This is a genomic window from Enterobacter sp. RCC_40 (assembly GCF_041360735.1).
GTDB classification, from domain to species: domain Bacteria; phylum Pseudomonadota; class Gammaproteobacteria; order Enterobacterales; family Enterobacteriaceae; genus Enterobacter; species Enterobacter ludwigii.
Window position 1 is genome coordinate 48228 of sequence record NZ_JBFUPR010000003.1, and the last position, 13318, is coordinate 61545.

General features: G+C 54.0%; 15 protein-coding genes. 9 read left to right on the forward strand and 6 right to left on the reverse strand.

What is annotated here, in order from left to right; all coding sequences use genetic code 11:
* Positions 1-132: 132 nt before the first annotated feature.
* A complete protein-coding gene (locus AB6731_RS12455) occupies positions 133-1755 on the forward strand; it encodes an isovaleryl-CoA dehydrogenase (protein ID WP_371006421.1) in 1623 nt (540 codons plus the stop codon).
* Here the strand turns inward: AB6731_RS12455 and AB6731_RS12460 are convergent.
* The 3 genes from AB6731_RS12460 to bsmA all read right to left on the reverse strand — a co-directional run bounded on the left by AB6731_RS12460 (position 1752) and on the right by bsmA (position 4608).
* Complete coding sequence (locus AB6731_RS12460; RefSeq protein WP_047355591.1) at positions 1752-3683, reverse strand: methyl-accepting chemotaxis protein; 1932 nt, start codon at positions 3681-3683, stop codon at positions 1752-1754. The genes AB6731_RS12455 and AB6731_RS12460 overlap by 4 nt on opposite strands.
* Before the next feature lie 171 nt (positions 3684-3854).
* Positions 3855-4130, reverse strand: a complete 276-nt coding sequence (gene yjfN / locus AB6731_RS12465; protein ID WP_025206250.1) for a DUF1471 family protease activator YjfN — start codon at positions 4128-4130, stop codon at positions 3855-3857.
* 148 nt (positions 4131-4278) lie between these two features.
* Positions 4279-4608, reverse strand: a complete 330-nt coding sequence (gene bsmA, locus AB6731_RS12470; RefSeq protein ID WP_025206249.1) for a biofilm peroxide resistance protein BsmA — start codon at positions 4606-4608, stop codon at positions 4279-4281.
* 137 nt (positions 4609-4745) lie between these two features.
* Between bsmA and yjfP the strand changes: the two genes are divergently transcribed.
* Positions 4746-5468, forward strand: coding sequence for an esterase (yjfP, locus tag AB6731_RS12475; RefSeq protein ID WP_025206248.1), 723 nt, complete (start codon positions 4746-4748; stop codon positions 5466-5468).
* Here yjfP and ulaR read toward each other — a convergent pair.
* Together ulaR and ulaG are read right to left on the reverse strand one after the other, a co-directional pair.
* Positions 5465-6220 carry an HTH-type transcriptional regulator UlaR gene (gene ulaR, locus AB6731_RS12480; RefSeq protein ID WP_014168326.1) on the reverse strand — a complete coding sequence of 252 codons (756 nt, stop codon included), beginning with the start codon at positions 6218-6220 and terminating at the stop codon, positions 5465-5467. The two genes, yjfP and ulaR, sit on opposite strands and share 4 nt — an antisense overlap.
* A gap of 111 nt (positions 6221-6331) precedes the next feature.
* Positions 6332-7396 carry an L-ascorbate 6-phosphate lactonase gene (ulaG, locus tag AB6731_RS12485; RefSeq protein ID WP_020882936.1) on the reverse strand — a complete coding sequence of 355 codons (1065 nt, stop codon included), beginning with the start codon at positions 7394-7396 and terminating at the stop codon, positions 6332-6334.
* 358 nt (positions 7397-7754) lie between these two features.
* On the opposite strand from ulaG, the gene ulaA reads away from it, so the two are divergent.
* The 6 genes from ulaA to AB6731_RS12515 are packed head-to-tail and all read left to right on the forward strand — an operon-like array spanning position 7755 to position 12163.
* Complete coding sequence (gene ulaA, locus AB6731_RS12490) at positions 7755-9155, forward strand: PTS ascorbate transporter subunit IIC (protein WP_371006422.1); 1401 nt, start codon at positions 7755-7757, stop codon at positions 9153-9155.
* A gap of 12 nt (positions 9156-9167) precedes the next feature.
* Positions 9168-9473 (forward strand): PTS ascorbate transporter subunit IIB, encoded by a 306-nt coding sequence (gene ulaB, locus AB6731_RS12495; RefSeq protein WP_014168329.1) that lies wholly within the window; start codon positions 9168-9170, stop codon positions 9471-9473.
* A 9-nt stretch (positions 9474-9482) separates the two neighbouring features.
* Entirely contained in the window at positions 9483-9950 is a 468-nt protein-coding gene (ulaC, locus tag AB6731_RS12500; protein WP_014168330.1) for a PTS ascorbate transporter subunit IIA, read from the forward strand.
* A gap of 13 nt (positions 9951-9963) precedes the next feature.
* Positions 9964-10614, forward strand: coding sequence for a 3-keto-L-gulonate-6-phosphate decarboxylase UlaD (gene ulaD / locus AB6731_RS12505; protein ID WP_023345304.1), 651 nt, complete (start codon positions 9964-9966; stop codon positions 10612-10614).
* Between the two features lie 9 nt (positions 10615-10623).
* A complete protein-coding gene (locus tag AB6731_RS12510; protein WP_371006423.1) occupies positions 10624-11484 on the forward strand; it encodes an L-ribulose-5-phosphate 3-epimerase in 861 nt (286 codons plus the stop codon).
* Positions 11477-12163 (forward strand): L-ribulose-5-phosphate 4-epimerase, encoded by a 687-nt coding sequence (locus tag AB6731_RS12515; protein WP_032679424.1) that lies wholly within the window; start codon positions 11477-11479, stop codon positions 12161-12163. Before AB6731_RS12510 ends, AB6731_RS12515 begins: the two co-directional genes overlap by 8 nt.
* A 141-nt stretch (positions 12164-12304) precedes the next feature.
* Here AB6731_RS12515 and yjfY read toward each other — a convergent pair whose 3' ends face one another.
* On the reverse strand, positions 12305-12580 hold the full coding sequence (gene yjfY, locus AB6731_RS12520) for a DUF1471 family protein YjfY (protein WP_025206244.1): 276 nt from the start codon (positions 12578-12580) through the stop codon (positions 12305-12307).
* A gap of 341 nt (positions 12581-12921) precedes the next feature.
* On the opposite strand from yjfY, the gene rpsF reads away from it, so the two are divergent.
* Positions 12922-13317: a 30S ribosomal protein S6 gene (rpsF, locus tag AB6731_RS12525; protein WP_014068637.1), complete on the forward strand. Its 396-nt coding sequence runs from the start codon at positions 12922-12924 to the stop codon at positions 13315-13317.
* Position 13318 lies beyond the last annotated feature (1 nt).

Here is a 13318-nt window from a genome sequence, read left to right on the forward strand (position 1 = left end):
TTTATTCTTATGTTCTGTGAGCTATTTCACGAATGATATCAGCGGGATCGTCATCGTGTGACCTCACTCCCATGCAGCGTGCACGTGGCCTGTCCATACTTATCTTCATTGCCACTGAAGGAGGGAGACAGCATGCACTGGCAGACCCATACCGTTTTTAATCAACCTGCACCGCTCTCAAACAGCAACCTTTTCCTCTCTGATTGCGCTCTGCATGACGCGGTTGTTCGCGAAGGCGCCGAGTGGGATATCGAGCTTCTTGCCAGCATCGGCCAGCAGTTAGGAACCGCGGAATCGCTGGAGCTGGGCAGGCTGGCGAACGTTAATCCGCCGGAGTTATTACGCTATGACGCCACCGGGGAACGACTGGATGATGTTCGCTTTCATCCCGCATGGCACCTTTTAATGCAGGGACTTTGCGCCAACCGTGTCCATAACCTGGCGTGGGAAGAGGAGGCGCGCAAAGGCGCGTTTGTCGCCAGAGCTGCACGTTTTGTCCTGCACGCTCAGGTAGAAGCGGGCACGCTTTGCCCTGTCACCATGACCTTTGCTGCTACACCGCTGCTGCAACAGGCGCTGCCCGAGCCGTTCCGTGACTGGATCACGCCGTTAATGAGCGATCGTTACGATCCTCATCTTGCGCCGGGGGCGCAAAAGCGCGGCCTGCTGATTGGCATGGGGATGACAGAAAAACAGGGCGGCTCGGACGTACTCAGCAATACCACCAAAGCGGAAAAGTGCAGTGACGGCAGCTACCGGCTTATCGGGCATAAATGGTTTTTCTCTGTGCCGCAAAGCGATGCGCATCTGGTGCTGGCCCAGGCGAAAGGGGGGCTGTCCTGCTTTTTTGTTCCACGCTTTTTGCCTGACGGGCAACGCAATGCCGTACGTCTGGAGCGCCTGAAAGAGAAGCTTGGCAACCGCTCTAACGCCAGCAGCGAAGCGGAATTCCTGGATGCGTCCGGCTGGCTGCTGGGGGAGGAAGGAGAAGGGGTACGCCAGATCCTCCGAATGGGCGGCCTGACGCGGTTTGACTGCGCGCTGGGCAGCCATGGGCTGATGCGTCGGGCTTTATCCGTGGCGCTTTACCATGCGCATCAACGCCAGACGTTTGGTAAAAACCTTATTGACCAGCCGCTTATGCGCGATGTGCTAAGCCGCATGGCGCTGATGCTGGAGGGCCAGACGGCACTGTTGTTTCGTCTGGCCCGGGCGTGGGACAGGCGTGCCGATCCTCAGGAGGCCGCCTGGGCACGGCTTTTCACCCCCGCGGCGAAATACAGCGTCTGCAAAGCGGGTATCCCGTTTGCGGCGGAAGCCATGGAAGTGCTCGGCGGCACAGGCTACTGCGAGGAGAGTGAGCTTCCCCGTTTGTACCGTGAGATGCCCGTGAACAGCATCTGGGAAGGGTCCGGCAATATTATGTGCCTGGACGTTCTGCGTGTTCTGACGAAGCAATCCGGCATCCTCGACCTGCTTGTGGATGATTTTGCCCAGGTAAAAGGGCAGGACAGGCACTTCGATCGCAGCTGGCGTCAGCTTCAGCAAAAACTGCGAAAACCGCAGGAGGCGCAGGGGCGGGAGATCACGCAACAGCTTTTCCTGCTGGGGGCCGGAAGTCAGATGCTGCGGCACGCATCGCCACCCGTGGCGCAGGCGTGGTGCCGCATGATGCTTGATACCCGCGGCGGTACGCTGATGAGCGAGCAGGTGCAAAATGACCTGCTGTTGCGTGCCACGGGCATGGTTGGCTAACTCTTTAGCTGGAACAGGCTCACCAGTTGGGTGAGGTGTGAGCCTTTCTCACGCAGCGTGTGTGCGGTTTGTTCGCTGCGTAAGACGCGGTCGGCGTTGATGTGCGACGCTTCGCCAATGTGGGTCATGGCCAGATTAACCTGGCCTATTCCCGCGGATTGCTCGCGGGACGCATGGTTAATCTCCGTGACCAGCTTGTTGATGTTATCGATGTGCACGATGATGGAATCCATCGCCAGACGCGTTTGTTCAGACAGCGCATGGCCTTCGCTGACTTTTCTGAGCGTATCACCGATGAGCTGTTCAATCTCCTTCACCGCGTTGGCGCTGCGTCCTGCCAGCGCGCGCACCTCCTGCGCCACCACCGCAAAACCTTTTCCGTGCTCGCCTGCGCGGGCTGCTTCAACCGCTGCGTTAAGCGCCAGAATGTTGGTCTGAAAAGCGATGGATTCAATCACGCGCGTGATGTCTTCGATTCGCTTTGATGCTTCGCGAATATCATCCATGGTAGCGACAGCGTGGGTGACCGTCTCACCACCCTGGTGTACCGCGCGCGACGTTTCGCCTACCAGCTGCTGCGTTTGTTCCATGTTGGCGGCATTTTGCTGCACGGTCGCGGCCAGTTGCTCCATGCTGGCTGACGTCTCTTCTACACTGCTGGCCTGCTTGTTAATCTGCCCGGATATTTCTTCGCTATCGGATGCCAGCGCGTTGGTGCCCATATGGATCTCCGCTGCGGCCTCGCGCACCTGAAGAACAATTTTCTGTAGTCCCCCTCCAATACCGTTAATGGCATCGATGAGCTGACCGACCTCATCCTGGCGGGTCACGGGCAGGCTGGAGCGCAGATCGCCTGCGGCATACTGTCGGGCCAGGTGGATCACATTGCGCAATGGGCGCGTCAGTATGCGTCGTATAATGACCACAAACAGACCCGCGAAGAGTACTGACAGCACCACCCCTGCCAGCAGGAAGCGGTCGCGCATGGCGGTCACGCTTGAGAGCAGTACCGATTTATCCACTTCGCCGACAATGGCCCAGTTCCAGCCTGGCAGCGGCGTATACGCCATGGTCAGCGTGCGGCCATCGGCACTGACGCGCTCCAGCGTGCCGGATTTATCACTCAACAGCTGTTGCTGGATAGCGCTATCCCACTCCGGTACTTTTCCCTCCGCGCTGGTGTGGAACAGATACTGCCCGCGCGTTTTGCCATGGCTGCGGTCCAGAACAAAGAAGTGACCGCTCTCGCCCAGTCGACGGTTGAGGATTTTCTCGCGCATGACGTTCCAGGAGTGAGTGATGTCCACACCTACAAAGATGATTGCAATGACCTGGCCGTCTGCGTTTTTAACCGGCTGGTATTGGGTGATGTAGCGCTTGCCGAACAGCAGCGCCAGACCGCGATAAACCTCGCCCCGGGTAACGGCGGCAAAGGCCGGGCTGGTGGTATCCAGAACGGTGCCCATTGCCCGCTCGCCGTTCTCTTTGCGCAGCGATGTGGCGACGCGCACAAAGTCGTTACCGCTACGCACAAACAGGGTCGAGATTGCCCCTGTCCGGCTCAGAAAATCGTCTGAAAGGGTATTGTTTTCATGTAGCCCGGTTTCCCCTCCTTTCAGGAGCGGAACGTTAATCCCGTTAATCGTCTGGGTTTGAGTGTTATCAACGCTCAGTGGCTGGGGCAAAAAGGTAGTAAACAGCCGGGTATAACTCTCGACCTCTTCACTCAGGCTGGTGTTAAACATCTGCACCATATCGACCATGCCGGTGGACTGATTATGCAGGTCTTCTATCGCGAGGGCTTCAAGCTGCTGGCTGGCTTTTTGGCTGAGCAGAAAAGTGAAAAACAGAAACAGGATGGCGACACTGGCACCGGTAAGCAGCGACAGCTTTGCACCCAGACCTGCACGACGGAAAAAGTTGATCATAAATTGCTCATCATTGAAAAGGTATGGCTTTTCAACGGCAGAGCAGAGATAACGTTTACTGGTTTAGTGTAACAAAATGTTATTTAATTGTTTTTAATTGGTTTACTAAAAGATAAAAAATTTGCAAAAACGAAAAGCCACTAGAAGTAAGTGGCTTTTATCGGAGGGGGATTACGCGTAGAGAATGGCCTGTACCCGCCAGTGATCGATGTACTGATCTTCCTGCATCTGGATAATGCGATACCATGAAGCACCCTGCTCATCGGCCTTTAATGCAACGACACGTTCAACGTCCTGCGGGCTCCCCGAGATATTATTCACGGAGATCTGGCCAATTTCATTCAGGCCAGTCACACAATCAGCACTGGCAAATTCAGCTGACTGCGCGGTTGTGCTCACAAGACCTGCTGAGAGCAACAGTGTGGTCAAAGCAAGAGTTCGTTTCATCGTCAGCTCCATTTCACATGTCTCCGGTATCCGCCGGGCAATCCTTCGCGAATAAACTCACTTCCATTGTTGCGGGCATGGAGTTTATTGTGGACAGGAAAGTGTCTATGGACGCAAAGCAGTGTAAATGTCGTTCAAATGAAGACGATCATTGACGATACAGAATGGCCTGTGAGTACCACTGTCCCGTAATGATGGTTTCGTCGATCATAATGATGACGTAATAATCTGCTTTGGCGGCGACGGCTTGTGCCTTTATTGCTTCTTCCGCGTCATCCGGGGAGCCGCGAACCAGCGCAGAGACGGTACCCATACGCTGTAATCCTTCCGTCTGATTACGACGGATTTCCTGCGGGTGATCGGCGACCGGGGGAGCGGGTTGTGGCGTTCCCTGCAGCGCGCTACAGCCACTGAGCAGTAACATCAGCAATAAAGCAGCAAACCTGCGCATAACCATATCTCGTTTCCTGATAGCCATAGTGTAGTTGTCTGTGAATTTAGTTTTGGGGGAATGTTCCCGAAGTGTTAGCTGGGGCGTAATTTTCGAATGAAAATAGCGTGAAATCGTAACCCAGTTCTCAACATTATGAATCATTCATCATTACAGGGTCGACAATGATTGAAATTGAAATACGCCATCTGGGTGATCGTGAAATATTACACGCAACACCCGCCGGAAAACGTGAGGAACCACTGCCTGTTATAGTGTTTTATCATGGATTTACCTCATCGAAGCTGGTCTACAGCTATTTTGCGGTGGCACTCGCGCAGGCCGGTTTTCGTGTGGTCATGCCGGATGCACCTGACCACGGCGCACGTTTTACCGGCAACGAACAGGCGCGACTTGGGCAGTTCTGGCACATTTTGCATGGTAGCCTGACCGAGTTTGCCGGGCTGCGCGATGCGCTTTACCAGGCAGGGCTGGTGGCTGATAATCGGCTGGCCGTGGCTGGGGCATCGATGGGCGGGATGGCGGCGCTGGGGATCATGACGCACCATCCAGAAGTGAAGTCAGTGGCTTGTCTGATGGGCTCGGGCTACTTTACCTCACTGGCGAAGACGCTTTTTCCACCTCAGGCACTCACAGAGGTTGAGGCGGCGCTTGCAGAGTGGGAGGTTACCCGGGCGTTACCGCGTCTGGCCGATCGTCCTTTGCTGTTATGGCATGGTGATGCGGACGATGTGGTTCCACCCGGAGAAACGTTCCGGCTTCAGCAGGCGCTACAGCACGAGGGGCTGGATGGCAACCTGACCTGCCTGTGGGAAGCGGGCGTTCGCCACCGCATTACGCCAACGGCGCTGGACGCCACGGTGGACTTCTTCCGCCAGCACCTTTAAACGCACAGGACGTTGACACCCTGATCTTTCAGTTTCTGGAGGATCTCAGGGTTGGCACCTTTGCCGGTGATCACCATGTCTATCTGTTCAGCACGGCTGAACAGCATTCCTGCGCGTTCGCCCACTTTACTGCTGTCGACCAGCACAACGAGCTTGCCCACCACGTTAAGCATGTTTTGTTCTGCCATGGCGGTCAACATATCGGTTTTGTAGAGGCCATCCGCGGTCAGGCCTTTGCCACTGGTAAACATCCAGTGTCCGGCATAAAGACTGTTTTCGCTGTCCTGCGGGCTGAGCGTAATGGACTGGCTCTTGTTGTACTGGCCGCCCATGATCACCACGCTCTCATGCTCCTGATCGATAAGATAGTTGGCGAGCGGCAAGTAGTTCGTGATGATTTGTACCGGCTTTCCGCACATCTCCCGACCTAACAGAAATGCCGTGGAGCCGCAGTTGATCACCACGCTCTCGCCGGGGTTCACCAGCTGCGATGCCGCTCGGGCAATACGGACTTTTTCATCATGATTTTGCGCCTGATGAATGTTCATCGGCGTCCAGCGTGGACGCTGCTGGCTAATCGCTTCCGCACCGTTGCGGACTTTTTTCAGCTTACCGCTTTCATCCAGCTTATTAATATCCCGCCGCGCTGTTGCCGGGGAAATCCCTAAACGTTCGATCACTTTCTCAACGGTGACAAACCCTGTTTGCGCCAGGAGTTCCAGTAATATTTGATGCCGTTGCGCTTCCGTCATGAGCTATTCCGATAAGAATTGATTTTAAAAGATGATATTTGAAATAGCGTGAAATTACTAAAAGAAATATGAAACCGCCAGACACTCGGGTCTGGCGATGGGCCTTAATAATCAGAGGAATGACTTGAACGGCAGGTCTGGCTCAAGAGTAAAGCAATCATCAAAGCCACGTGGGTAGTGATACTCGAGATTGTCTTTGTCCAGCGGCCAAGTGAACTTGCCTCCTACCTGCCAGATGAACGGCTTAAAGCCATACTTCAGGCGGTCTTTTTTCATTTCCCACAGTACGCGTATCTCCTGCGGGTCGGCCTGGAAGTTTGACCAGATATCGTGGTGGAAAGGGATCACTACTTTGGTGTTCAGCGCTTCCGCCATGCGCAGCATATCGGCGCTGGTCATTTTGTCTGTAATGCCGCGTGGGTTCTCCCCGTATGAGCCGAGCGCCACATCAATCTGATGCTCATTGCCGTGCTTTGCATAGTAGTTTGAGTAGTGAGAGTCACCGCTGTGGTACAGGGAACCGCCGGGCGTTTTAAACAGGTAGTTCACTGCACGTTCGTCCATACCGTCTGGCAGTACGCCTGCGGCTTTCTGATCGGCCGGAAGGGTAATCAGTGCAGTGCGGTCAAAGGCATCCAGCGCGTGGATCTCAACGTCTTTAATTTTGACCACATCGCCCGGTTTCATGACGATGCAGCGCTCTTTCGGTACGCCCCAGCCGATCCATAAATCCACGCAGGTTTGCGGCCCGATGAACGGTACGTCATCGGCACAGTTTTGCATGACCGCTGCCGCCACGTTGACATCAATATGATCGTTATGATCGTGCGTAGAGAGAACGGCATCGATCTGGCGAATGGCGAACGGATCAAGAACAAACGGTGTGGTACGCAGGTTTGGCTGAAGTTTTTCCACGCCCGCCATGCGTTGCATCTGATGGCCTTTTTTCATCAGCGGGTTACCGTGACTCTGTTTGCCGGTGCCGCACCAGAAATCGACACAAATATTCGCGCCACCTTCTGATTTCAGCCAGATCCCCGTGCACCCCAGCCACCACATTGCAAAGGTACCAGGAGCAACCTGTTCCTGCTCAATCTCTTCATTCAGCCAGCTACCCCATTCCGGGAAAGTGCTCAGAATCCATGATTCACGGGTAATGGTGTTCACTTTACTCATCGTTTTGACTCCTGGTTTAATCAAAAGTAATCAACTGGTGATTTGTTGTGATTAATGCTGGCACCATTTCACGCGTATTGCAACGATCAAAATGTGTAATTTTATCTGCCTGACGTCACGGACGCTCTTCTCGCTTCTTGTTATCTTTTACCGTATTAATCATTAATTGCATGAATTATATGGAAATAATTTTATATATCATGCCGAAGTGAAAATCATTACTAACACCAGGGAAATAATTTGCGTGATGCGTCACAAATAATCAGATTTAATCTTGTGGTGATTATTTGTGATTAATAGAGTGTTGTCACCAACCGCACAGGGATTGCCCCTCGTGTTCTCATTTCTGGAGAGAGTTATGGAGATCCTCTACAACGTCTTTACCGTGTTCTTTAATCAGGTAATGACTAATGCCCCGCTGTTGTTGGGCATCGTGACGTGCCTTGGCTATATCCTGCTACGTAAAAGCGTCAGCGTTATTATTAAAGGCACCATTAAAACCATCATCGGTTTCATGCTGTTGCAGGCGGGTTCAGGCATTTTGACCGGCACCTTCAAGCCGGTGGTGGCCAAAATGTCGGAAGTCTATGGCATCAACGGCGCCATCTCTGACACCTACGCCTCGATGATGGCCACCATCGATCGCATGGGCGATGCCTACAGTTGGGTAGGGTATGCGGTTCTGCTCGCGCTGGCGCTGAACATCATTTACGTTCTGTTGCGCCGCATTACCGGTATTCGCACCATCATGCTGACTGGCCATATCATGTTCCAGCAGGCGGGGCTGATTGCGGTTTCCTTCTTTATCTTCGGCTACCCAATGTGGACGACCATTATCTGCACCGCGGTGCTGGTCTCGCTCTACTGGGGTATCACCTCCAACATGATGTACAAGCCCACGCAGGACGTCACCGACGGTTGCGGCTTCTCCATCGGCCACCAGCAGCAGTTTGCCTCCTGGATTGCCTATAAAGTCGCGCCGTATCTGGGTAAAAAAGAAGAAAGCGTCGAAGATCTTAAACTGCCGGGCTGGCTGAATATTTTCCACGACAATATCGTCTCTACGGCGATTGTGATGACCCTCTTCTTCGGTGCCATTCTGCTCTCCTTTGGCATTGACGTCGTGCAGGCGATGGCGGGTAAAACCCACTGGACTGTCTATATCCTGCAGACCGGTTTCTCCTTCGCGGTGGCGATTTACATTATCACCCAAGGCGTGCGTATGTTCGTTGCCGAGCTGTCCGAAGCCTTCAACGGTATCTCTCAGCGTCTGATTCCAGGTGCGGTACTGGCGATTGACTGCGCGGCTATCTACAGCTTCGCGCCAAACGCGGTGGTCTGGGGCTTCATGTGGGGCACCATCGGCCAACTGATTGCGGTGGGTATCCTGGTGGGCTGCGGCTCTTCCATTCTGATCATTCCTGGCTTTATCCCGATGTTCTTCTCCAACGCCACCATCGGCGTCTTTGCGAACCACTTTGGTGGCTGGCGCGCGGCGCTCAAGATCTGCCTGGTGATGGGGATGGTGGAAATCTTCGGGTGTGTGTGGGCAGTCAAGCTCACCGGTATGAGCGCCTGGATGGGCATGGCCGACTGGTCAATTCTGGCACCACCGATGATGCAGGGCTTCGCCTCCGTTGGCCTGATCTTTATGGCTGTCATCATCCTCATTGCCCTGGCTTATATGTTCTTCGCTGGTCGCTCTCTGCGGGCTGAAGAAGATGCAGAAAAACAAACAGCAGAAGTTTCTGCTCATTAAGGAGTTTCGATTATGACCGTACGTATCCTGGCTGTGTGTGGCAATGGGCAAGGGAGTTCCATGATCATGAAGATGAAAGTGGACCAGTTTTTAACCCAGTCAAACATCGACCACACGGTGAACAGCTGCGCAGTGGGCGAATACAAAAGTGAACTGAACGGCGCGGACATCATCATCGCCTCTACCCACATCGCCGGTGAGATCACCGTGACAGGCAACAAATATGTGGTAGGCGTGCGCAACATGCTGTCGCCAGCCGACTTTGGGCCAAAGCTGCTGGAAGTGATCAACGCGCATTTCCCACAAGATGTGAAGTAAGGACGCAACATGAAACTACGTGATTCGCTGGCAGAGAATAGCTCCATCCTTTTACAGGCCGACGCCAGCACCTGGCAGGAAGCGGTGAAACTTAGCGTAGATCTGCTGGTAAAAGCCGATGTTGTCGAGCCGCGTTATTACCAGGCCATTCTGGATGGTGTTGCAGAGCACGGCCCTTACTTCGTGATTGCACCAGGGCTGGCGATGCCGCATGGCCGCCCGGAAGAGGGCGTTAAAAAAACCGGCTTTGCGCTGGTTACGCTGAAAACACCACTGGCTTTCAACCACGAAGATAACGACCCGGTCGACATCCTCATCACCATGGCGGCTGTTGATGCCAACACCCACCAGGAGGTGGGCATTATGCAGATCGTTAATCTGTTTGATGATGAGGCCAACTTCGACCGTTTACGCGCCTGCCGCACCGAGCAGGACGTGCTGGATTTAATTGATAACGCCACTGCGGCGGCAGTTTAAGAGGGAATTGAAAATGTCATTACCAATGTTGCAGGTCGCGCTGGATAACCAGACTCTGTCTCACGCTTACGAAACCACCCGCCTGATTGCGGAAGAAGTGGACATCATCGAAGTCGGTACCATTCTGTGTGTGGGCGAAGGCGTTCGCGCCGTCCGCGACCTGAAGGCGCTGTATCCGCATAAAATCGTGCTGGCGGATGCCAAGATTGCCGATGCGGGCAAAATTCTTTCCCGTATGTGTTTTGAAGCCAATGCTGACTGGGTCACCGTTATTTGCTGTGCGGATATCAACACGGCTAAAGGTGCGCTGGATGTGGCAAAAGAGTTCAACGGTGATGTGCAGATTGAGCTGACCGGGTTCTGGACCTGGGAGCAGGCGCAGGAGTGGCGTGACGCGGGCATTCAACAGGTGGTTTATCACCGCAGCCGTGATGCGCAGGCCGCTGGGGTAGCGTGGGGGGACGCGGATATCAGCGCGATTAAGCGTCTGGCCGATATGGGCTTCAAAGTGACCGTGACCGGAGGCCTGGCGCTGGAAGATCTGCCGCTGTTCAAAGGTATCCCAATTCATGTCTTTATCGCAGGCCGTAGCATCCGTGATGCCGCCTCTCCGGTAGAAGCCGCGCGTCAGTTCAAACGCTCAATCGCTCAGCTTTGGGGCTAAGGAGCGGGTATGTTGTCTAAACAAGTCCCGCTCGGCATCTATGAAAAGGCACTCCCTGCGGGGGAGTGCTGGCTGGAGCGGCTGCAACTGGCGAAAAAACTCGGTTTCGATTTTGTCGAAATGTCAGTGGATGAGACGGACGAACGCCTGTCTCGCCTGGACTGGAGCCGCGAACAGCGTCTGGCACTGGTAAGCGCCATCGCTGAAACGGGGGTACGTGTGCCTTCCCTGTGCCTCAGCGCCCACCGTCGTTTTCCGCTTGGCAGTGAAGATGATGCTGTGCGTGCTCAGGGGCTGGAGATCATGCGTAAAGCCATTCGCTTTGCCCAGGATGTCGGCATCCGTGTGATCCAGCTGGCGGGGTATGACGTTTACTATCAGGACGCCAACAATGAAACGCGCCGTCGTTTTCGTGACGGCCTGAAAGAGAGCGTCGACATGGCCAGCCGTGCTCAGGTGACGCTGGCGATGGAGATCATGGATTATCCGTTAATGAACTCCATCAGCAAGGCGCTGGGTTACGCGCACTACCTGAATAATCCGTGGTTCCAGCTCTACCCTGATATCGGCAATCTGTCAGCCTGGGATAACGACGTGCAGATGGAACTGCAGGCGGGTATTGGCCATATCGTGGCGGTTCATGTCAAAGATACCCGGCCTGGTGTATTCAAAAATGTTCCGTTCGGCACCGGGGTGGTGGATTTCGAACGGTGCTTCCAGACGCTCAAACAGACAGGGTATTGCGGGCCTTACCTGATTGAGATGTGGAGTGAAACGTCGGACGACCCGGCAGCCGAAGTGGCGAAGGCGCGGGACTGGGTCCGTGAACGTATGGCGCGGGCTGGGTTAGTGGAGGCTGAGCATGCATAAGCTTAAGCAGCAGGTCTTTGAGGCCAATATGGATCTACCTCGCTACGGTCTGGTGACGTTTACCTGGGGTAACGTCAGCGCTATTGACCGTGAGCAGGGGCGGGTCGTGATTAAGCCCAGCGGTGTGCCCTATGAATCCATGACCGCCGACGACATGGTGGTTGTGGATCTCCATGGCAACGTGGTTGACGGAAAGTGGCGTCCTTCTTCTGATACCGCCACCCATCTGGCACTGTATCAGCGTTATCCCTCCCTGGGCGGCGTTGTACATACACACTCGACCCATGCCACGGCCTGGGCGCAGGCAGGGCTGCCCATTCCGGCTCTTGGCACCACGCATGCAGACTACTTCTTTGGCGATATTCCCTGCACGCGGGCATTAACGCAGGCCGAAGTGGAAGGGGAGTATGAACTCAACACCGGTCGCGTCATTATCGACACGCTGGCTGAGCGTGAGCCGCTGCATACGCCGGGTATTGTGGTGTATCAGCACGGTCCATTCTCGTGGGGAAAAGACGCTCACGATGCCGTGCATAACGCGGTGGTGATGGAGGAAGTGGCGCGAATGGCGTGGATCGCCCGCGGCATCAATCCGCAGCTTCAGGGCATTGATGATTACCTTATGAATAAACATTTCATGCGTAAACATGGGCCCAACGCCTATTACGGGCAGAAGTGAATAAGTGCTCTGGAATACCAAAAAACAGTTGTAACCGGTGGTATTTCAGAGCCATTAGCAAAAAAAAGCCCCCGGGCAGGGGGCAAGTTAAACTATGGCTATGTTCTCTTTGTTGGCTTTCCTGGTGCTAGCGTTAAAGCGTTATCGGTAGATATCTGCACTGGCGTGCATATTGCCGTTGCTGCCGGGCTCACGCATCAGTATGACGTGATAATATTGTGCACCCTGAGCATCGGTCTCTTGATTGAGTGCCTGATCTGCTTCACTTTCAGTGGCGAAATTATGATTGATGTAGATTACGCCTAAGCTCTGCACATCATCCATGTTTTGGGCCTGCCGGCCGTCTATCTTGATGGCTGCCATCGCGTTTGCACTGAGCAAAAGTGCAGCCATTACGGCAAATGCGATTTTTTTCATGATATGCGCTCCACGACTGCGTGCTGTGAAAGGGGGTGTTGCTCTCCTTTTATAAATAAGGTCTCTGATTAAAGTGTAATCACTTATCCGGCGGGGATGCGTGACCATTTCTGATGCTGTTGTTCAAAAAAACAACGCTTCCTGATGTGATTAATTTTAAATCACCCACTTAGACCAGCTTTACGCTTTGTGCGAATTATTTGTGCAATCAGCTTGAGTTTCCAGGGGCGCGCAAGTATTATGACGCGTCAATTTTTCAGCCGACCTTTAACACGTTCCTTGCCTCCCCGGGCCTCGGCTGACCCAGACAGGAGGCTGAATAATCCGTAAGGAGCAATTCGATGCGTCATTACGAAATCGTTTTTATGGTCCATCCTGACCAGAGCGAACAGGTTCCGGGCATGATCGAGCGCTACTCTGCTGCCATCACTGGTGCAGAAGGTACGATCCACCGTCTGGAAGACTGGGGCCGCCGTCAGCTGGCTTACCCGATCAACAAACTGCACAAAGCACACTACGTTCTGATGAACGTTGAAGCGCCGCAGGAAGTGATCGATGAGCTGGAAACTACCTTCCGCTTCAACGATGCCGTTATCCGCAGCATGGTTATGCGTACCAAAAACGCAGTGACCGAAGCATCTCCGATGGTTAAAGCGAAAGACGAGCGCCGTGAGCGTCGCGATGATTTCGCAAACGAAACCGCAGATGATTCTGATGCTGGGGATTCTGAAGAGTAAT